Source organism: Dysgonomonadaceae bacterium zrk40, assembly GCA_016916535.1.
Taxonomy (GTDB): domain Bacteria; phylum Bacteroidota; class Bacteroidia; order Bacteroidales; family Dysgonomonadaceae; genus Proteiniphilum.
In genome coordinates this window covers 1,014,372-1,036,518 of sequence record CP070276.1, presented here as the reverse complement: position 1 = coordinate 1,036,518, position 22,147 = coordinate 1,014,372, and the positions used below count along the sequence as shown (strand labels likewise).

Annotated in this window: 15 protein-coding genes; 5 read left to right on the top strand and 10 right to left on the bottom strand. The window is 51.2% G+C overall.

The features are described from left to right. Nucleotides 1–43 precede the first annotated feature (43 nt). Nucleotides 44–901 carry a hypothetical protein gene (locus tag JS578_04455; GenBank protein ID QRX64502.1) on the top strand — a complete coding sequence of 286 codons (858 nt, stop codon included), beginning with the start codon at nucleotides 44–46 and terminating at the stop codon, nucleotides 899–901. Between the two features lie 84 nt (nucleotides 902–985). After that, nucleotides 986–1,678, top strand: a complete 693-nt coding sequence (locus tag JS578_04450; protein ID QRX64501.1) for a YjjG family noncanonical pyrimidine nucleotidase — start codon at nucleotides 986–988, stop codon at nucleotides 1,676–1,678. A 62-nt stretch (nucleotides 1,679–1,740) separates the two neighbouring features. Here JS578_04450 and JS578_04445 read toward each other — a convergent pair whose 3' ends face one another. Continuing rightward, entirely contained in the window at nucleotides 1,741–3,012 is a 1,272-nt protein-coding gene (locus JS578_04445; GenBank protein QRX64500.1) for an arginine deiminase, read from the bottom strand. A gap of 87 nt (nucleotides 3,013–3,099) precedes the next feature. Next, complete coding sequence (locus JS578_04440; GenBank protein ID QRX64499.1) at nucleotides 3,100–4,011, bottom strand: IS982 family transposase; 912 nt, start codon at nucleotides 4,009–4,011, stop codon at nucleotides 3,100–3,102. Between the two features lie 262 nt (nucleotides 4,012–4,273). On the opposite strand from JS578_04440, the gene JS578_04435 reads away from it, so the two are divergent. The 3 genes from JS578_04435 (at nucleotide 4,274) to JS578_04425 (ending at nucleotide 8,344) form a co-directional block, all read left to right on the top strand. Then, nucleotides 4,274–5,281 carry a LacI family DNA-binding transcriptional regulator gene (locus JS578_04435; GenBank protein ID QRX64498.1) on the top strand — a complete coding sequence of 336 codons (1,008 nt, stop codon included), beginning with the start codon at nucleotides 4,274–4,276 and terminating at the stop codon, nucleotides 5,279–5,281. Between the two features lie 161 nt (nucleotides 5,282–5,442). Beyond that, nucleotides 5,443–6,975: an MFS transporter gene (locus JS578_04430; protein ID QRX64497.1), complete on the top strand. Its 1,533-nt coding sequence runs from the start codon at nucleotides 5,443–5,445 to the stop codon at nucleotides 6,973–6,975. 13 nt (nucleotides 6,976–6,988) lie between these two features. After that, nucleotides 6,989–8,344, top strand: coding sequence for an alpha-amylase (locus JS578_04425; GenBank protein QRX64496.1), 1,356 nt, complete (start codon nucleotides 6,989–6,991; stop codon nucleotides 8,342–8,344). Between the two features lie 75 nt (nucleotides 8,345–8,419). Here JS578_04425 and JS578_04420 read toward each other — a convergent pair whose 3' ends face one another. From JS578_04420 to JS578_04385, 8 genes are all read right to left on the bottom strand, one after another. Continuing rightward, nucleotides 8,420–8,926: a flavodoxin gene (locus JS578_04420; GenBank protein QRX64495.1), complete on the bottom strand. Its 507-nt coding sequence runs from the start codon at nucleotides 8,924–8,926 to the stop codon at nucleotides 8,420–8,422. A gap of 147 nt (nucleotides 8,927–9,073) precedes the next feature. Continuing rightward, nucleotides 9,074–11,476, bottom strand: coding sequence for an alpha-amylase (locus JS578_04415; protein ID QRX64494.1), 2,403 nt, complete (start codon nucleotides 11,474–11,476; stop codon nucleotides 9,074–9,076). A gap of 39 nt (nucleotides 11,477–11,515) precedes the next feature. Beyond that, nucleotides 11,516–13,348, bottom strand: a complete 1,833-nt coding sequence (locus JS578_04410; GenBank protein QRX64493.1) for a glycoside hydrolase family 13 protein — start codon at nucleotides 13,346–13,348, stop codon at nucleotides 11,516–11,518. Between the two features lie 166 nt (nucleotides 13,349–13,514). Then, complete coding sequence (locus tag JS578_04405; protein QRX64492.1) at nucleotides 13,515–14,546, bottom strand: glycosyl hydrolase 53 family protein; 1,032 nt, start codon at nucleotides 14,544–14,546, stop codon at nucleotides 13,515–13,517. A gap of 62 nt (nucleotides 14,547–14,608) precedes the next feature. Then, a complete protein-coding gene (locus JS578_04400; protein ID QRX64491.1) occupies nucleotides 14,609–16,036 on the bottom strand; it encodes a DUF5115 domain-containing protein in 1,428 nt (475 codons plus the stop codon). Nucleotides 16,037–16,098: 62 nt separating this feature from the next. Continuing rightward, on the bottom strand, nucleotides 16,099–17,241 hold the full coding sequence (locus tag JS578_04395; protein ID QRX64490.1) for a SusF/SusE family outer membrane protein: 1,143 nt from the start codon (nucleotides 17,239–17,241) through the stop codon (nucleotides 16,099–16,101). A 14-nt stretch (nucleotides 17,242–17,255) separates the two neighbouring features. Beyond that, complete coding sequence (locus JS578_04390; GenBank protein ID QRX64489.1) at nucleotides 17,256–18,899, bottom strand: RagB/SusD family nutrient uptake outer membrane protein; 1,644 nt, start codon at nucleotides 18,897–18,899, stop codon at nucleotides 17,256–17,258. A gap of 12 nt (nucleotides 18,900–18,911) precedes the next feature. Further along, nucleotides 18,912–21,929: a TonB-dependent receptor gene (locus JS578_04385; protein ID QRX64488.1), complete on the bottom strand. Its 3,018-nt coding sequence runs from the start codon at nucleotides 21,927–21,929 to the stop codon at nucleotides 18,912–18,914. Nucleotides 21,930–22,147: the final 218 nt, after the last annotated feature.

The window sequence follows — 22,147 nt, the reverse complement described above, 5'->3', positions numbered from 1 at the left end:
AGCAACGAGTGATTGTTTATTGATAAGGTAAAAAGACAATGTTATGAAAAAGAACTGGATTATGTTTCTGGTCATGGGACTCATCGTGGTCTCGTGTACGAACGTGAAGGAATCGAAGGAGTATAAAGAGCTCCAGGCACAACGTGATTCACTTCTGATGCGCTCGACAGGTGCCGAGTCGGAAGCTTCCGAGATGATGGCAGTGATCAGCGAGGTTGAAGCCAACTTTGCCAAGATCAGGGAAGCGGAGAAATACATAGCCACCCAATCGGCTCAGGGAGGAGAGATGACACAGGATACCAAACAGCGTGTTCAGGATAATTTTCAGATGATCAATGAGATCCTGCAGCGCAACAAGGAACAGCTGGAGCAACTCAACAGGAAGCAGAGCGCGGGAAGCAGAGAGATTGTATCTCTGAAGAATACCATCAGCCGGCTCAACGCTGAGATGCTGGAGAGTAGCAACCGCTTGACTCAACTGCAGGAAGAGTTGGCACGAAAAGATGAACAGATTGCTTTGCTTGCAGAAGATGTGACGGCACTCGCCCAGGAGGCCGAACAACAATCAGCCACCATCCGTGAGCAGGAGAAGACGCTGCATACTGCCTATTACGTCTTTGGGACTGCGGGAGAACTCAAGGAACAAAAGATTCTCTCCGGAGGCTTTCTGCAGCAGACACGTGTTTTGGAGGACACCTTCAACAAGGAGTATTTCCTGAAGATCGACATCCGTGAAGTCACGCAGATCCCGCTCTATGCTCCCAAAGGTAAACTATGGTCAACCCATCCTGAAGGAACCTATGAATTCGTGAAGGGTGATGACGGCAACCTCACTTTTGTGATTACCGACACTCAGCGCTTCTGGAGCCTCACAAAGTTTTTGATCATAGAGGTTAACTGATTTGCGACGTAGCACTGTATAATTATTATCACATAAAAGATTGTCACGGAGTGAATGTAAATCACTCCGTGACTGTTTAAAAAAATGCAGTACAAAAATTTATTCATTGATCTGGACGACACCCTTTGGGATATCCATCAAAACGGTAAAGAGTGCCTCGAAGAGATATACCATGATTATAATTACGCGGAATTTTATCCAACCTTCGAGGAGTATTACAACGTATACATGCCGGGCAATCATCGGCTGTGGGCGAAGTACCGTCAGGGTGAGATCCGCAAAGAGGAACTTATTGTAGAACGTTTTCTGGCTCCCGTAAGACCGTTTGGTATCACCGACCCTGAATATGCAAAACGGCTCAGTGATGATTTTCTGGATCGCACCACCCGCAAAACACGTTTGATCGATGGGACCATGGAGCTGTTGGAATACCTGCTACCCAGGTACCGAATGCATATCCTCTCCAACGGATTCAGGGAGGTGCAGTACAAGAAGATTGAAAACTCAGGATTGAAACCTTTCTTCGATAAGATCATCCTTTCGGAAGATGCAGGGATCAACAAGCCTCACCCCGATATGTTCACCTATGCGCTCAAAAACACAAACTCACGGCGCAACCAGACGCTGATGATTGGCGACAGCTGGGAAGCTGATATTGTGGGGGCACGTAACAGCCGTATAGACCAGATATGGTTTAATCCGACAGGTGAACCTGCGGTTGATTTTCAACCCACGCACACTGTACGAAGTCTCGCTGAGATCAGGGATATTCTCTGATCTGAAACAACCGGTTTTTTCTAAAGTTACTGATTCCCCATCTCACTGGTTGAAGTATTGGCTTACCAACTCACGGTTGAACGACGCAGCGGCATGGTCATACAACGGGGACCGCCACCACCGCGCGGCAGTTCAGATCCTTCAAGGGTGATCACACAACGGCCGGGAGAAGTGACATCGTAACGGCCATCAATCACCTCCGCTGCGCTCACCACTTGAAAACCATGCTTGTTGAGCTCCTCCAAGGTGTGAACATTGCGTGCATAGGAGAGCACTTTGCCAGGTGCAATTGCCAGGAAGTTGGCACCACTGTGCCACTGCTCCCGCTCCTGATCCCAATCGTCAGCCTTGCCGCCACATACCACCGGCTCCAGCTCCAATCCCAACTTCCTGAGCAGACTCAGGATGCCTCCTGCAGCGCTGATCTTGGCAACCTTTCCGTTGTCGATCTGGATGTGAACGGTTTGGTAACGGGAGCTATCCAGGATCAGTGGTTTGTAGACCATCGCCTTATCCCTGTCAAGCATGGTAAAGACCATGTCGAGATGAATAAATGATTCGGGTGATTCAGGCAGCTGTTGCACGATCACATGTTTTTTCCCCGATCCGTTCCGGCAGAATTCCTTCACCAGCATGTCAATGCCCTGGGTGGTTGTTCTGGAACCGTTGCCAATCAGAAGTATGTCCTCTCTCAACACCAGCAGGTCACCCCCCTCAATTTTCACCTCCGGGTTGTGATGTGAAATTTCATAGCTATTGAGTTTCTTACCCTCGAAAAAGAGGCCGCTGCCGAAGATGGCATTCATGATCATTGCTTCCCGCATGCGTACACTGTTGGCCATCTTGCAAATGAGGGCACTGTTGCCAATCACCGCAGAAGCATCGCGGGTGAAATAGAAGTTGTAGAGCGGTTTGAGGGCATAGTACTCTTCCCTGAGAAAATCGGTAAGCGTACTGACCTTTAGGGGAAGCCCCTCGATTAAAATGGTGGCAAGTGTTACCGGTGGTAAATTGGTCAGATAATCAAAATAGTCGGGTACCTCTTCTGCTGCACAGATCTGTCCAATCAGTCTTTTTTTATGCTCTTCCGATGTCAACAGCTTTGTGAGCAGTTCAGTTACCTTGTATACAGAAGAATGTTTCTGCAACACCCCCAGCAGCTGGTTGTATTCCCTGCGGGCAATTGAGAGGTTCAGGATGTCGCTGTATAGCGCTCTCTGTGCGTTACGGGGGGTCATATTTTCCACCTCTGCACCCGGATAGTGCATCAATACTGCTTCCAAGTGGCCAATCTCAGATTGCACCGAAAGGGGCAATGGTTTATTTTCCTTCATATAAATTGATTTTTACAAACAAATATAAACAAATTGGGAGAATCGACACTATTTCTTTACAAAAAGACGTGAGTTCGGGATAACATATTATCCCCAAATGGTTAATTGACTTGACTTTTCCACTTCAAATTTGATTGAAGGCTTTTTGGGAAAGAAACAATATGCCACCAATGCAGCAATTATGTTCATGATGAAATTATGTGTGGAACGATGCCTTGAATGTTCTATCTGGCAGATATTCTTCAGTTCATCATTGATGGACTCAATTACAGATCTTTTGCGTAAGAGAATCTTGTCGCGGAATGACATCAGGGAATTTTTCATATTTGAGCGTATACCGGTCACTAAATGAACACCCTGGTCAAACAGCATCTCGAAGAGCTTTGTGCTGATGTAACCCTTGTCTGCATATAGTTTACCGAAAAGATCTTTGGTAAGAACATTGATTACGTCAGGGTTTCTATCGTCGACATTGCCTTTTGTGAGAGAGAAATTCAGCAATTCACCCTTTTCGTTACAGACCAGATGAAGCTTGAATCCAAAAAACCAGCCCATCGTACTTTTCCCTCTTTGTGCCAGATCCCTGAATACTTTATTCGAGTGTATACGCTTGTTATGACATACTTTAATGGGAGTGCTATCCACATATGTAATGCCTGTGCATTCACCAAATCCAAAGAGTTTGAGCAAGAGCATGAAAGGTACAATCACCCTGGGTTGCAACTCGACAAAACGGTTGTAGGAAACGGCATTTGGAAAATAGCTCTTCATGTGTTTGCAAATATAAAACAGGTAATAATTCTTGAAATTATGGAAGGTTCCGCAGTGGAAACAGACCATCACGGCAATAATCTCGCTCTGGGACATTTGCGTTTTCCTGTTTCTCCTTTTAGTTGTACCCCCGGCTTGAAGTTGATGATTCTGAATTTCATTCTCATATTCTGCACAAAAATCGTCGGCAATACAAAATATTTCAATAACTTTGTCTGTTGTGATCATAGGGCTGATGTTTGTTATTTGTTTGATTATCAGCTATAAATATACAAATAATCTCCCTATATCACAACTTTTTTTATGCTTTTCTTATCCCGAACTCACGTAAAAAGAGCTCTTTTTTGCAGGAGCAAGAAGTGCATTCACATTTTTTTATCTATATTTGGGAACTGTGGCACCCTGCCATTCTGCTTCCGATGGGGTTTCCTTTTAGAAGCAGTGGCAGCAGATGTTCACTTGCCATCAACAAAAGAAGGGGAATACATCAATGGGGCAGATCACCTTAAAGGATATCGCAAAAGCACTCAACTTGTCGCCATCCACCGTTTCACGGGCGATGAAAGATCATCCCGCCATCAGTCATGAGACACGTGAACTGGTGCAGGCTTATGCTTTGGAACACAAGTATAAGCCCAATACACTTGCCATGCAGTTGCGCACCAACAGGAACAATACCATCGGAGTGATTGTGCCGGAGATTGTGCATTATTTTTTCTCCACGGTGCTGTCGGGTATCCAGATGGAAGCGGAGAATGACGGTTACAATGTTCTTTTCTGTCAATCAAATGAGGACTTTGATCGTGAGGTGCGAAGCGTGGAGACACTACTCGATGCACGAGTATGCGGAATCCTGGCATCACAATCGAAGACAACGGCTCAGTTTGATCATTTCCGTGAAATCATCGACGATGGGGTGCACCTGGTCTTTTTTGATCGCATCTGCACCGGCATCAACACCGACAAGGTGGTGGTCGATGACTATGCTGGTGCCTATCATGCGGTGGAACATCTGATTCAGTCCGGATGCCGACAGATTGCCTTTTTGGGGGCAACAAGCACGCTACCCATCGCGAACAACCGTAGAATGGGATATGAGGATGCTTTGCGAAAACATAAGTTTCCGGTGGAGAGCGGGATGAGCAGGATCTGCGACACGGTCGAGTTGGCGCGCAAGGTGGTGCCTGAGATGTTGCAACAGCAATCGGTGCCGGATGCCTTCTTTTGTATCAATGATGAGGTCGCATCTTCCTGTATTCAGATCATCAAAGCTGCCGGTTATCGTATCCCGGATGATATCTCGGTATGCGGTTTCACCAACAGCTACCTCGCCGAGGTGACCGATCCTACGCTTACAAGCGTTGACCAGCACGGTTTTGAGATGGGTCGTACGGCTGCCAGGCTTCTGATCAACCGCATCGAAGGCAGTGAAACAAAGCAGGGTGTTGTGAGCCGACTGATTAAAACCGACCTGGTGATAAGAGGCTCCACACGCTAATACCACACATGCATACGTTTGCATAGAAATAGCAACGGTTTACTGCAGAGAGAGTCGCCCCGACCGGGATTACTCTTTATATTTGCCTATTCCATAAACGTTTGAATCATTTCAACCTTTTCGTTTATCTAAATCAGCAGAGATCAAATAGCATCATCCACATGAAAAAGAGACACCTTTCCTTTTGGGAGATCTGGAACATGAGTTTCGGATTCCTGGGCATTCAGTTTGGCTTCGCCCTCCAGAATGCCAACGTAAGCCGCATTTTTGAGACACTGGGAGCCCGCGTAGAGGATATTCCCATTCTCTGGATTGCTGCACCCATCACCGGCCTGATCATTCAGCCCATCATCGGACATTTGAGCGACAACACCTGGAACCGTTTCGGACGGCGACGCCCTTACTTCATGGTGGGGGCCCTCCTGACCACCCTGGCACTCTTCATCATGCCCAACTCCCCGGCCCTTTGGATTGCTGCAGGGATGCTCTGGATCATGGATGGATCAATCAACATTTCGATGGAACCATTCCGTGCTTTCGTGGGTGACAATCTTCCTTCCGAACAGCGTACGATGGGTTTTGCCATGCAGAGCTTCTTCATCGGTACCGGTGCAGTGGTAGCTTCGGCGCTCCCCTACATCCTGTCCAACTGGTTCGGCGTGCCCAACACGGCAGAAGAGGGGATGATTCCCCAGTCGGTGAAGCTCTCCTTCTATATCGGCGGGGTGGTGCTCTTCCTCTCGGTGCTCTATACGGTGCTCACTTCGAAGGAGTATTCGCCGGAAGAGCTGGCTGCCTTTGAGGAGGAGAAGGAGAAACTGAGCGGTGTGAAGAGTGTCCCGAAAGCACCGGTCACCTCTGGTCAGTTTCTGCACAAAGGTCTAATCTGGACCCTTGTAGGTGTAGCCGCCAGTGCGCTGATCTATTTCTCCTCCCTGGGGGAGCAAAACGAGCAGCTCTACATCGTGGGTGGGTTGTTGCTGGTCTTCGGCATCATCCTGCTGCTCTCAGGGTTGATCACCAAAAGTTCATCAAGGCCAAACGGCATGGTGGGGATCATGAATGATCTATTGCATATGCCCAAGACCATGGGGCAGCTGGCGGTGGTTCAGTTTTTCTCCTGGCTCGCTTTTTATGCCATGTGGATCTATACCACACCGGCTATCACGCAGCACGTCTATGGTACTACCGATTCCAGCAGCGAGCTCTACAACCAGGGAGCCAACTGGGTAGGAGTGCTCTTCGCCGTCTACAACGGAGTGTCGGCCATTAGCGCTTTCCTGCTCCCGGCGTTGGCTAAGCAGATTGGCCGTAAAGCCACTCATGCCATCGCTCTGAGCATGGGAGGGGTAGCCTTCATCTCGCTCTTCTTTATCAGAGACCCTCAGCTGTTGCTGCTCCCCATGGTGGGGGTAGGCTTTGCCTGGGGGAGCATCCTCTCTATGCCCTACGCCATCCTCACCGGCTCACTGCCGGCAGATAAGATGGGTACCTACATGGGCATCTTCAACTTCTTCATTGTCATCCCGCAGATCCTCGCTGCCAGCATCCTGGGATACATCACCAGTGAACTCTTTGAGGGACGGGTGATCCTCACGCTGGTGCTCGCAGGCTGTTCCCTGATAGTGGGTGCCCTGAGCGTTTTCATGGTACAGGACAAGGATGATGTCTACAAATTGCAGAAAAATAACTGACCTATCATAAAAAATGAAAAGATTTCTACTTTACACCCTGCTCATCACCCTTCTGATGGCATGCGGAAACAAGACCAAACAAGCTGAACCTTTTGCCACAGCTGAACCTGAACGCCCCGAATGGGCTTATGACGCGGTACTCTATGAGGTCAACACGCGACAGTTTACTCCCGAAGGGACATTCCCCGCTTTTGCAGATGAGCTGCCCCGTCTCGATGAACTGGGAGTCGATATCCTCTGGTTTATGCCCATTCAGCCGATCGGTGAAAAAGATCGAAAAGGTACCCTGGGGAGCTACTACTCCATCAGCGATTACACAGCGGTGAACAGTGAGTTTGGCACGTTGGATGATTTCCGGGCGGTGGTCGATCAGGCACACGCACTGGGTATGAAGGTGATTCTCGATTGGGTGGCCAACCATACCTCTCGCGATGCCGTGTGGGTGGAGGCTCATCCCGACTGGTACGTGCGCGACAGCCTGGGTGAGCTGAACGTGATGTATGACTGGACCGATATTGCCCAGCTCGATTACAGCAAGCCGGAGATGCGTGAGGCGATGATCGAGTCGATGCGCTTCTGGGTGCGTGAAACCGGTATCGACGGCTTCCGCTGCGATGTGGCAGGTGAACTGCCGACCGACTTCTGGGTGGCGGCAAAAGATTCACTAATCGCCTTGAAGCCCGATATCTTTATGCTTGCCGAGGCGGAGAAGCCTGAGTTGAATGAATCGCTGTTCGACGCATACTATGCATGGGATTTCCACCACCGAATGAATGCGGTGGCTCAGGGTGTGGAGGATGTGGACTCATTGCGGGCATCGTTTAACCGTATGACCGATCGTTTTGCTCCGGATGCCATTCCGATGTTCTTCACCTCCAACCACGACGAGAACTCCTGGAACGGTACCGAGTTTGAACGAATGGGTGAGGCGGCACGCAGCTTTGCGGTGCTCACCTATCTGCTGCCCGGCATGCCGCTGATATACAGCGGACAGGAAGCAGGTTTCGACCACAGACTGGCATTTTTCGAGAAAGATGAGATCGACTGGAGTGATCCGCAGGACTTCTCCTCTTTCTACACCGCATTGAATCGTTTCAAGAAGGAACAGAAGGCGTTGCAGGCGCCCGGCCGCAGTGGTGTGATGAGCGAGATCGGAAATGATCGTCCGAAATCGGTATGGTCTTTCCGTCGCACGAACGAAGGCAGCGAGGTGGTCGCATTGCTCAACCTAAGCGACGAAACGGTTGAGGTAACCTTCGAAGAGCCCCTGCCGGGTGAGGGATACCGACTCTTTCCCAGTGGTGAGGAAACAACGGCTGCAGCAACAATGCAGTTGCAACCGTGGGAGTACAGGATTTACTACAAGTGATCCTGTAGCCTATAACATCGCAATCAGGTATAAAAAAATCCCGGGCAACTATTGACCGGGATTTTTTTATGCAGTTTATTGCAGATAGGGATTCAGTTGTTCCACCCAGGCTGCAATTCGTTCATCAGTTAGCTCAGGTTCGGTGTCATCGTCGAGCGGAAGCCCCACGAACATGTCGTCCACCAACGCACGTGAATATTCGAAGTCATACCCTTCGGGGGATACCTGTCCCACGACAGTTGCTCCTTTTTCTTTCACGATCTCATAGAGGATGCCGATGGCATCCACGAATGAACTTGGGTAGATGGAGGCATCGCCCATGCCAAAAATGGCCACGGTCTTACCGGAGAGGTCCAGCTTCTCCAGCTTCGGGTAAAAGTCGTTCCAGTCGTCTTGCAAATCCTGTACTCCCCAGGTGGAGACCCCCATGATCAGCACATCGTGTGTGAGGAAGGGTTGTTCGTCCCCGTCGTAGATATCGACCAGGGTGGGGCTGTATGCTGCCATCACTTCCGCGATCTTCTCAGCGGCTCTTTTGGTGTTCTCGGTGCTGGAACCGTAAATAATTGCGATAGATTTCATTTTGATGTTGTCGTTACTGTGATTACCACTCTAAACACCGGAATGATGGAATATGTTTATTCTATCCGCTTTTTATCCGAAAAAAAGAGGGAGTGACCGAGTCGGTTACTCCCTCTTTTCAAACGTTCAATAGAAACAGTCGAAACTCTATTCCGGAAAATTACTGAAGATCCGGAAACTGTTGGCCGGCACGGAGATCGTCATGGGTTTTGAGTGAACTGTGGTCACCTCCGTCGGGTTGAGATAATTGTACCAGTCTCCCAGTTGCGGAAAGGTTGTCGCCGCATTGATCGATTCATTGGTGAAGTTGCCCACAACAACGATTTGCTTGCTGTTTCCAAACGAGGAAAGGGTAAGGAAACGGCCCTGCTCCCAGAAGGTGTCAGTCACCTGCCAATTGAGCGTAGCGGTGGAGTTAAACAGCTCGGGATGATCGCGCCTTAGCCCGATAAGTGTTGCATAGGTGTCATGCAGCTCCTTTCGCTCAGTCACCGTCAGGTATTCCCACCTCAACGGTTTGCGACCGGTACGGCCATTTTCATCAATCGATACATCATATCCCATCTCTCCGAACTGCCACACCATTTTCGGTCCCGGTACGGTGAAGAAGAAGGCGGCATTGACGCCCAGTTGTGACATCTGTGCATCGAGGCTTGTCTTCAGGATCCCGTTGCCGTACTGTGCCTGTTTGTAGGCGGCCCGTTCTTCGTCGTGGCTCTCCATGTAGCTTACCAGGCTGTTTACGGGGCGCGCCGATGTGTGGTTATAGACTCCCCTGAAATCTGATTCACTCTTCCAGCCCATTGCAGCCTGTGAGTAGACGTGATTGCGATTGCGCCACACCATCATGCCATCGTTAGAGAGCTCGGTCTCCTCCCTGTCGTCGGCAAAATGCTCCAGGATCACCCAGGCCTCCGGATCGACCGCCTTGATGGCTTGGTTGTAATCTTTTAGGATCGCAATGCGGGAAGCATCATAATTGCTTGCGGTTGACTCGGTTGAAGAACGTTGGGTAAATCCCTTGGTGAGGTCGAACCGGAAGCCGTCGATGTTGTACTCCTCCAGCAGGAACTGCAGGTTGCGCTTCACGAAGGTACGCACCAGGTCAGACTCATGGTTGAAGTCATGGAAGACGCTGTAGGGGTGCGGTGCATCTGCGTTAAAATAGGGATTATTAGGCGCAGTAGTAGGTTCTATTTGACCCGTTCCAGGATTCTTATGATTCGCATCCCACCACATCCTGGCAAAAGGGTTGGCGCCTGTGGCGTGGTTGTAGACCACGTCGAGGATCACTGCGATACCTCTGCTGTGACACTCATCGATAAACTCCTTGTACATCCTGTCGGTGCCGTAAGCCTTGTCCATGGCAAAGAAGAAGGCGGGGTTGTAGCCCCAGCTGTCGTTGCCGTCGAACTCCTGCACCGGCATCAGCTCAATGGCATTCACGCCGAGCGACTGCAGGTAATCCAGCTTCGCCATCGCTCCATTGATATCACTACTTTCCGTGAAATCACGCAGCAGCATCTCATAGATCACCAGGTTGTCTCGTGACGGTCTCTCGAATTGGGGTACCTGCCAGTTAAATGTTTCTTGTTGAATCCTGAAAACAGAAACGATCCCTATGGCTCCCTCCGGGTAAGTCATGTTCTCCGGATAGGTGGAGGCAGAGATATATGTGTCGTTGTTTGGATCCAGTACCTTACGGGCATAGGGGTCGGCCACGCGGATGGCATCCTGCCCCGTGTTGCCCAGGTAATACTGGAAGGCATACTCTTTCGCGGGGTCAAGCCCCGTGAGGGTAATCCACCAGCAGCCGGCAGCATCGTCGCGGAACATCTGCGACTGCTCGTCGTTGCTCAGCGTCCAGTTGTTGAAGTCGCCCACCACATGGGCGAAATCCTTCCGTGCGCCATACTTGTCCTTGTCATAGAGCATCAGTGTCACGGTGCTGTTGTCAACGATGTTGATGCCATGTTGCAGCCCGGCGGTCATGGTGCCACTCTTCACCGCTCCCGGCTGAAATGGCTTGTACTTGCTGTCGGTGATGTTTTCAATAAAGAAATCATTGCCATCCTTGTTGCCTTTCTTTTCGCTATCGGCACTTCTGACCACAATACCGATCTTGTTGACCGGTGTCTCGCCGGAGCCAAACCATTCGCGGATGGTGGGGGTGAGCTTGAGCTCCCATGCATTTGCCTCGCCCTCTATCTTCTGCATCCTGCATTTCGCAATGTTCTCTTTCCATTCTGCCGGCACATACTTCCAGGTGCCCTCACTCACCACACCAATATGGGCATAGACCTCACCGGTGTAGTTGAATAATCCCGATTCTTTGTTGGGAGCTTTGAATCGTATGGTCAACTCCTTGTCGGCATCGGCGGCAGCAGGTTCCCAGGAGAACCAGTCAGATAATGGAGCAGGTTCCTCGGGACCCGGTTGTTCCGGCTCCGGTTCCGGTTGGGGTTCCGGCGTCACCACCGGATCCTCACCGCAGGAGAGGGCGAAGAGGAGCAACAACAGATAGAAAAAGCTTTTAGCTGGATATTTCATTTGAAAATGGTTTGTTATGTATTATGCAATCATCGTTGCTTATTGCAGCAACAGTACCTCCTTGGGAGAAAGCGTCAGCGTCTCACCCAGGGTGATGGTTTTGCCCGAAAGAAAATCCCTGGCACTGCTCATCCCTTGTATAGACTCTGCATAACGGTCAAGGTTTACTGTCACTTCGCCCGATGTTCCGTTCATGAAAACGAGTACTTTGTCATCACCCAGGAAGCGCTCGTAGAGGTAGACCCCCTTCTGCAGCACGTAATGTTTCATGCCACCACGGGCGATCACCTCATTGTCCTGCCGCCAGTGGAGCAACTTGCTGAGGTAGTCGAACGCCTCGTTCTGAATTGCATCGCGTCCCGTACGGGTGAAGTGATCCACTTCATCACCGGGCCAACCACCGGGCACATCAAGCCGGACATAACCATCATGCCTGCTTTTGTTGCCATGCATCAACAGTTCCGTGCCGTAGTAGATTTGCGGTGTGCCGGGCATGGTGAGCAGGAAGGTGACCGCCTGTTTCCAACCGGAGAGCTCCTGCGGGTACTCCTTCAGGAAACGGTCGGTGTCGTGGTTGTCGAGGAAGCGCAACACGTTGTAGATATCGGGATAGATAAAGTCGTAGGTCATGTGGTCGTAGATGCCGTGCAGTCCCCCGTTCCACTCGGTGGTCTCTTCGAAGAAAGCACTGTGCGATAGCCCCATGAAGCGGAAGTCCATCACCGATTTGAGATGGGTGTTGTTGGGGTTGAGGGGACTGTTGCCCTGCCAGAAAGCGGTGCCAATGGGGTTATTGAGCCATGCCTCCGCCACGATGTTGTAGTCGGGGTACTCCTTTTCCACCGCCATGAGCCAGTCGACCATCATCTCATAGTCGGCATAGGGATAGGTATCCTGTCGGATGCCATCCACACCGGAGTACTCGATCCACCAGATGCTGTTCTGGATAAGGTACTTCGCCACATGGCGGTTACGTTGGTTCAGGTCGGGCATGGTGGGTACGAACCAACCATCCACCATCTTGCTCTTGTCATACTCCGATGCATAGGGGTCGAAGTACATCTCTTTCATATGAGAGGTTTGCACATACTCCTCCAGGTTGTTGAACCAGTCGGGTGAGGGCACCTCTGTCAGCCAGGGGTGGTCGCTGCCGCAATGGTTGAAGATCATGTCCATCACCACCTTCATCCCTTTCTCATGGGCGTTGCTGATCAGCTGACGGTATTCCTCGTTGCTACCGAAGCGGGGATCCACCCGGTAGTAGTCGGTGGTGGCGTAACCGTGGTAGGAGCCACCCTCCATGTCATTCTCCAGCACCGGGTTGAGCCAGATGGCGGTGACTCCCAGGTCGTAGAGGTATCCCAGGCGGTCGGAGATCCCCTTGAGATCGCCGCCATGGCGGGCGTTGGGATTGTTGCGATCCACCTTATATTCGGTGCGCATCGGTATCTGGTCGTTCGTGGGATCGCCGTTGGCAAAGCGGTCGGGCATGATCAGGTAGAGCACATCCGACGGGCCAAAGCTCTCGATCGACAACCGTTCCGGGTTGCGTTCCTTCAGCTCATAGGGTACGTTGATCTTTTTCTTGCCGTTGGTGAAGACCAGGTCGAAGGTCTCCGGAACAGCTTCGGTGAGATCGAGGTAAATCAGCAGGTAATTACGGTTCTGCAACGTCACCACTTCCCTGATGGTGACATGTTTTGAAGTGACTTCAGGAACGTAGTCGGCGATGTTGTCACCGCTCACCATCAGTTGCAGATCGGTTTCCGCCATGCCGCTCCACCAGAAGGAGGGTTCCACGCGGGGTGTCTCACCGCGTACCATGAAGATCGACACAGAGAATAGTACAATAAGAAGGATATGTTTTTTCATATGATTAAAACTTTTATTTTCAAAGGTATCATATGGAACTCGCTTTAATCATTTACCGGGGCGATAATAATTATCATGCTCGTTTCATATTTATGTTTGTTCTTTTAGATATAACAGTTGAGTGCTCCTTTCGGTTTTTTGTATCGCGACCGGAAAGGACAGGCGTTCAATTGATGAAAGCATCCATCGCTTTGGTGGGACGTCCGTCATCACCCCAGGCACTCAGTGCATAATGGCTCCAGGTACGAGCACCCTGCGGTTCCCAGTAAAAGACGCCGAGGCCCTTTTCAGAAGGGACTTGTTTCACTTTGTTGATCACCGCGCGCAGCATCTCATAGGTGTTGTCAGGCAGCACGTCAACACCCCCTACTTCCACTACCATCACCTCCTTGCCGTAGCGGGAGGTCATGTCCTGCAGGTTGTTTCCAAGGTCATCGATCACCTCGCTGTAATCGGGCTTACTTTCCAACCAGTAGGGATAGAATGACATGCCAATCACATCATACTTTGCACCCAGTTGGGTGGCATTGTCGAACCACCAGCGGAAACGATCGTTGTTGTTGCCCTGGTCCACGTGCAGGATCACCTTGCTGGTGGGACTCACCTCCTTGACGGCGTCGTAGCCCCGGTTGATCAGCTGCACCAGCTGTGGCCAGTTGTCGGTATGACCTTCAGGGTGGATCATACCGGAGGGAATCTCGTTGCCAATTTGCACCCATTCCGGGCTCACACCCGCTTCCTTCAGGGCGTTCATCACACCCTGCGTGTAATCATAAAGGGTATTTTTCAGTTCATCGAACGTCATCCCCTCCCAGGCTTTTGGCTTGTGTTGTTTTCCCGGATCGGCCCAGCTGTCGCTGTAGTGGAAGTTGATCATCACCCGCATGCCCCATTCCTTTGCACGCTTGGCCATCTCAACCGTCTCTTCGGTGCTGCAGTGGCCGCTGTGCGGATCGTCTGAAGGGTTGACCCAGGTGCGTAGGCGGATGGCGTTGATGCCGTGATCTTTCAAGATCTTAAAACAATCCTCCGCTTCTCCTTTGTCGTTGCGGAAGATGTAACCACTCGCCTCCATTTGTGGAAGCCAACTGATATCGGCTCCTTTTGCGAAAGTGGAATCGGTTTTAACCTCTTCGGTGGTACGGCTGCAGGAGAGCAGTAGTAGTGATGAGAGAATCAGGGTGTAAAAGCTTTTCATTGTGTCTGATGATTTGAAAAAGATAAAAAAAGCGCGGTTGGCTGACCGCGCTTTTTAGCATATTATACAGCACTCACCACAGTCGCCTTAAAAGCTTCCGGATCGGAGAGATCGAGTGTAATGGTGTAGGTGCCGGCAGTGGCTTGGATATTGTCACCACCATAACTGAGGTTGTTCAGATCACCTCCCAGGTTGATGTCCCACGCGTTGTTGGCCCTGAACTTGAAGGTGCCATCTTTCAGGGTTGTGGTCACGCTCCAGAGACCGGTTACAGGATCGTAGCTCATCGGTGTGGAGTTGTCCCAACTACCATCAGTAGCGTCACCAATAAGTCCCCATTCCGTTTTGGTCAGTGTGTAACTGTTCGCGGTGAGGTCTACATCAATCTTGTACATACCGGCTTCGCTCACCACCAGGTTACCGGCACCGCCATCGTCTGAGAGGGTGCCATTGCCCCCATCACCGTAGTTGGGTCCGTCCCAGTTTGGTTGTGAAGTGAACTTGAACTCGGTGTTGCCATCGGCAAAGTAAACATAACCGCTATATTTAAAGTCGAAGTTGCTGCTGTAGAGGGTGGGGGCGTTTGCCGGATCCCATCCCTGGTGACCACCGGGCACATAGAGTGTCAGGTTCATCTCACCGATGATCTCGATGGTGTAGGTGTATTCCATCATGTTGAGGGTGATTTTCACCCATCCCGGTTCAGTGACGCGCATCGCCTGTGCTCCATCCAGGATGATATCCCCTTCCAGCGCAGTGTTACCGTCAACAGGATTGCCGAGTACGCCATCCCAGGAGGCGGCATCTTTGCTCGACTTGGGTACAATCTTGAAATAACCTGTCACATTGTTCACCAGGATGGTGAAGATGGGATCTTCGTAGACATCATTGCCGCTGTGGTTGAATTTGAATGCGTCCAGATTCTCGATGTTCCATCCGTTGATGTCGCCAATCAGATAATACTCGGTCTCGATCACCGGTCCCACGGGGGTAATGGTCACCGGTCCCAGTACCACATTGCCCGGAACCCTTACCGTGCTGCTGCCCTCATTGATGAAAGAGGCTGCACGCAGGTAGAGGTCTCTCGCTTCGGGTGCTTTCCCGTATAGGCTTTTGGCTGCTTCGTTGAGCGTGGCCGCCGTAACATAGGCACTGTTCTGGTCACTTACAGAGGTGAGTTCCACCACCTGGGCGAAATCTTCTGTATCGGATGCCTCCAGAATGAAGGTCATTGTCACACCCTCAGCAAGCTGGGGCGTAGCAGTTGTCTTGATGGCTTCCAGTGGCGTCTCATCTGCCAGCATCTCTTCAGTGAAGACAATCGGCGCAGATACACCAGCACCCAGGGCAAAATTGAAGCCGCTTACACTCTGTTCCGTTTCCTGTTCATAGGCCTGTGGTGGGGCTGCCACATGTTCGTACACATCCTCACATGCATTCAACAGTGTGATTGCAAGCAGTGTGGCAAAAAGGTATTTTATTTTATTCATCTTGTGTAATATTTTTATGGAAAACCTCCCTCTGTTGAAAGAGGTTTTCCGGTTCTGCCTGTTTATTCAACCTTACCTGTATTGGTGGTGAAGTTAATGTGAAGCTTCTGACCTGCATTGCCGGTTACACGCTCCTGGTCATCACCTGCACCGCGGGGTGCGAATACACCGTCTAAGACGATAAATTCGGTGTGCCACCACTCGTGACCGGGCAGCTGGATGCTGGCACGTATCTCACCAGTGTTGGTGAAGGGTGGTGAAACAAAGGCTGCATCGGCACCCAGCGAGAGGGCCGGAACCGTAAAGCGATATGCTTCATCGGTGGTGCCCCAGTTGCCGGAAGCAACATTTCCCTGCAGGTGTAGATGCGGCGGATAGAAGTCCACGGCAAATTCATAGTCACGGCCATTGATGGCGGTGGTCACCACCACGATGTACCATCCCGGATTGCCAATACCGATGTTGCCACCGGAGTCAGATGCTCCCGGATCAGCAGTGCCATTGGCATTTACTGTTGCCTGTCCGTAGCCGAACTCGTTGCCATCCCATGCCTTGGCAAAATTGAACTTGATCTCTGCATTGCCGCCGTCACCGGTCTGTCCCAGGTACTGCATCGCCCAGAACTTGCCGGGAGAGCCCCAAACGGGAACCATCGCGGTAGCACCATCCCAGCTCCAGTTGCCGGCCACGTTGCCGATGATAAACATCTCTTCCGGCATCACCATCGGGTCGAGGGCAAAGTAACCCTTCACCTGTGGGAGGGTGATCACATTGGAGAAGACCTCCCCAGCATTCTTTGCGTTGAGCTTAGAGATCAGCCGCACATAAAGGGGATGGGGATCGGTGGGATAATCCTCTTCGAGGGTCACTCCATGCATCCCGACAAGTGCCAGTGCAAGGTCGGCTGCGTTGATGGCAAACTTTGCAGTGGTGTAGCTGCCGGGTAGCGTCACCGGATTTGTAAAGTCGGAGGTCAACGCTACCTGCACGCTATAGATGGCGGCAGCGGTGAAGCCGTAATCGGGTTGAGAGGTTGTGAACTCAATCGATTCGGTATTCTTCAGGTCATAGATGGCAGAAGCATATTTCGGCGTGTTGAGCACAAAGCTCTCCGGTTGCTGAAGAACCACTTTCTCATCTTCCTGGCAGGACCAGAACAGTGTGATACCGGCCAGTATTGCTAATATATGAATGATATTTTTCATTGTCTGTGTGATATTTAATTGGCGTTACTAGATTCGTATCCGCTGTTTTGCACCAGGTTCTCGTTGGCTCCCAGGTCGTCTGCCGGAATAGGGTAGACATTGAAGTAATCGTCTACCGAACGTCCTTCTGGCACGTTGCCTTTCCAGGGCCATAGATAAGATGATCCGGTGAGTTTGCCAAAACGTATCAGGTCGGTACGGCGCTGTCCCTCATAAAAGAACTCACGTCCCCTTTCGTCCAGGATGTAATCGAGTGTCAGTTCACCTGCGGTAAGGGTCGCAGTGCTGCTGCCGTTGTAACCACGCTGGCGCAGGTTGTTCATGAGTTGCAACGCTGTGGCTGCATCACCACCGGTGCCCCCCCTGAGTACCGCCTCGGCATAGTTGAGGTAGATCTCACCCAGGCGGAAGAGCGGGAAGTCGGTATAGGCGATGTTGCTCGGGGGCAGTGTGCCGTCGCTGTTGCGGTTGGAGTACTTCACCACGGGGATGCCGTTGTTGGTGAAGAGCGAGGGGTCTATGATCTCCACATTCTCAGTGAAGTCGATGCGTATCATCGAGAAACGGCTGTCCATTTCGTGTTGGTACTCCCGTTCGAAGGTATGGAGGATCGCCTTGGTGGCACGGTTGCCCTGCCAGGCACCCACTGCATTCACTTCGGCCTGCAGGTCGGAGGGTTCCATCGCACTCAGCAGGAAGGTCATCCCGCCCCATGTTTGTGTGTCTGAACCATCATAACGTACAGGAAAGATCATCTCAGGTGAGTTGTGGTTGTCAGCCTTGAAGATGTTTACATAGACAGGATCAAGCTGGTAGTTCACAGCCATCACCTTTTTGCTGTTGGTGATGCTCTCGGTATATTTTTTCACACCGATATATGTTTCTGCATTGAGGTAGAGACGGGAAAGGAGCGCCCAGTTGGCGGCTTTGTGTGCCCTGCCATAGTTGGTTGCATTGTAACCGACGAACGGATCCAGCATATCGGACTCGCATTCAGTAAGTTCCTTTTCAATGTAGTCGAACAGGTCGGCTGCCATGATCTGGGGGGGCAGTGTGCTGCCCACCGGGCTCTCTTCGTTTACGAAGGGCACATTGCGGAACATGTCGAGCAGGTAGTAGTAGGCGAGTGCCCTGTGGAAGCGTGCTTCCGCACGGAAGGCCTTGATCTTATCCTGATCTGCCTGGCTCACACCACGGGAGGAGAGTTTCTCTTCAGATGTCTCCCTGAGAAGGGCATTGGCAAGGTTGATCTGGTAGTAGAGACGATAGTAGAAGCCCTTGATGAACACGTTGCTGGAGGTCCAGGTGATGTAGTTCAGGTCGGGGATACCCACGTCGTTCCATGCACAAAGTGCTTCGTCGGTGGGTAGCTGTTGAAGGTTCCAGAGTCCTCTGAGGAAGGATGCCTGGCTGCCGCCATCCACACCTGCCACATCGGGGTCGCCGTCGCCGCCGCTGTTGCCGCTGACGGCCAAACCGGCGTATATCTTGGCCAGCAGTTCCTGGTAGGACCCCAACTCACTGCCGAAGACCACTTCCGAGACCAGTTCCTCCTCATCCAGCGGAATGGTATTCAGATCATCGACACAGGAGGCCAGCCCCCCGGTCATCAGGATGATCGCGATGAATGTTAGTATTTTATATGTTACTGTCTTCATAATTGTCTGATGTTAAAAATTAAGATTGAGTCCCAGGATAAAGACGCGGGGGTGTGGATAAATGTTGTTGTCGATACCGTTGTTGGTGAACTCAGGGTCGAGACCGCTGTAATTGGTCACTACCAATGGATTCTGAACGGTGAAGTGGATCCTTCCCGTCTGCTGGTGGTTCAGCAGGTGTGTGAAGTTGTACCCCAGGGAGACATTGTCTACCTTCATGAACGAAGCATCCTGAATGTAGTAGCTGGATTGATAGTGCACTGCATCGAAGTTGGTGTAGGTGGCACTGTTAACCCTGTTCTTGAGCCATCCCGAGGGGTCGAAGGTGGTATTTTTCGACTCACGGTTCGACTGGATGTTGTTGTAGGCGTAGTTGCCGATGTTGCCACGTACTGAGAAGTTGAAGTCCCAGTTCTTGTAAGAGAGTTGTGAGGACAAGCCCATGTAGAGATCGGGAGATGCATTCTTCCAGGGGATCATATCCTGTTCGTTGATGGAGCCGTCTGCGTTTTGATCTACGAAGACACCCTCCAGCGGTTTGCCTGCTTCGTCGTATACCTGTTCGTACACATAGAAGGAGCCTGCCGGATAGTTCACGGCGTGAATGGCAATGTTGTTACCAGTACCTCCGTCTATGCCGCCAAAACGAACACCCACGTAGCTGGGGTCGTCGTTGATGGTCAGCTTGGTGATCCTGTTCTGGTTGAGGGTTACGTTGTAGCTCAGGTTCCAGTTCCAGTCCTTGCTGACAATGGGACGACCGGTGATGGTGAACTCGATACCCTTGTTCTCCAGTTCGCCTACGTTGGTGAGAAGCTGGTTGCTGAAGTTGGTACCGGCAGCAATCCCGACGGTGTTAAGCAGGTCGGTGGTCTTGCGGTAGTACACATCGAAGGCACCGGTGATACGATTGTTCAGGAAGCCATAGTCGAGACCGGCATTGTAGGTGGTGGTCTCCTCCCACTTCAGGTTCTCATCGTAAGCCAGCGGGCGGATCAACGGGATCATCTGGTCTCCGAAGAAGTAGTTGGCACCAGCCTGGCTGTAGCTGTAACGGCCCATCCAGGGATAGTCGCCGCTTCCCAGGTTCTGTTGTCCTGTCACACCGTATCCCAGTCGCAGTTTGAGGTCCGACATTGCATCGCTGTCAGCCATGAAGGGTTCGTTGATGATCTTCCATGCAAAGGCAGCAGAGGGGAAGAGACCCCACTTGTTATCGGGACTGAAACGCGACGAGCCGTCGTTACGCAGTGTGAGGGTGAGCAGGTAGCGATCCAGCAGCGAGTAGTTCAGACGTCCGAAGAAAGAGATCACGTAACTCTCGGTGGAGTAATCATTGCCTTCCCTGTAGAATTCATTGCCCGTTTCAGCAGCCATGGCAGCTGAGTAGGGGTAAAAGTTCTCTGTTTCATTGTAAAAGCGTTGCCATGAGTATCCACCCATCGCATCGAAGCGATGTGCACCTGCTTCCTTCACGTAGTTGAGGTAGAAGTCCAACAAGGTGTTTAACTTGTACTGGCTGTAGGTGCTGTTTTCACCCCAACCGGATTTGTAGCTGCCCCAGGTGTAGCTCATGGGTGAATTGTCTTCCACCATCACATCACCATTGCTGTCGGAGATGTCGTAACCAACGTTCAGATTGGCTCTCAGTCCATCAAGGAAGGGCATGTTGTAGTCCACCTGCATGTTACCGATGCTGCGCATCACCTTCGAGTTGTCTTGTCTCTGCATCAGGATGGCGAGTGGGTTTGCCAGTGCGATGTCGATGGGGGTACCATCTGCTTTAAGCGTCATATGGTAGCCATTGCCGTAAGGTGATCCGGTGGTGTCATACACCGGCATGGTGGGATCAAACTGGGTGGCCGAGTTGATGGCTCCCTGGTCGGCGAAACGGTTGGTGTTGTACATCCCGCGAGCGTTGAGCTGCACCCTCAGTTGTCCGTCGAGGAAGCTGGGGGAGAGGTTTATGCTACCGGTGTATCTTTCCAGGTTGGATGTTTTCAGGATACCGTTTTCGTTGGTGTAACCCAGTGAAATGCGGTAAGGCAGTTTCTCGCCCGCACTCCCGGAGAGGCTGATGTTGTGGTCAGTGCTGACAGCGGTACGGAAGATCTGATCCTGCCAGTTTGTTTCACTGTTGCCAAGGGCTGCAGCCTGTTGGCTGTCAGCGCCGAAGGAGTTGACCACGTAGTTGCGGAAGGTGGGTGCATCCATCACATCCACCGCGCCGGTGCGGGTGCTGACGGAGAAATTGCCGTTGTAAGCCATTTGTAACTTTCCCGATTTACCTTTCTTGGTGGTGATGATGATTACACCGTTGGAAGCACGCGACCCGTAGATGGCAGTTGCGGAAGCATCCTTTAATACGGTGAAGGTCTCGATGTCGTTCGAGTTGATGGTACTCAACGGGTTGGCCATACCGCTCACGCCGGTGGCGTTGTCCACCGGTACGCCGTCAATCACGATCAGCGGGTCGTTGCTGGCCGACATAGAGGAGCCGCCACGAATGCGGATGCTCGAGGAGGATCCAGGTGCACCACCGGCTGAGACCACGCTCAGACCGGCAACCTGTCCGGCCAGCAGATCTGAAGGCGAGGTGGCCAGACCGCGGTTCAGTTTGGTGGCATCGACAGCCACCACCGATCCGGTAGCATCATCCTTGCGTACAGTACCATAACCGATTACCACCAGTTCATCCAGCAGCTCGGTGTCTTCAACAAGTACAATCTGAATGGTTGTACTGTTGTTTACGGCGATCTGTTGCGGACGATAGCCGATGTAGCTGATGTTCAGGACTGCATCTGCGGGTACCCGCAACTGGAAGTTGCCGTCGTAGTCGGTCACCGTACCCGTAGAGGTTCCCTCCACCAGGATGTTTACCCCGATGAGTGGTTCACCGTTTACGTCCGTAACCGATCCACTTACATTTATCTGCGTACCGGTTTGGGCATTGGCTGATAAAATCATCAGCAATCCCGACAAGATAGTCATCAGGAATGCTTTCCTACTTTTTTTGAATTTTAGATACATGTTGTTAACGTTATAAGATTAACTGATTAATACTCTCTTCATTCTCGAAATATATAACAAAATTGACAGATGAATGGTTAATTTTTCATCCGTACATCTTCTGTTCTCTCCATACAAAGTTATCGGTTCTCAGGGGTTACGGTACCGAAACAGGCATAATTAACCTGTATTGACTATGCAATCGATTGCATTTTACAGGTATAAAAAAAATATTATCA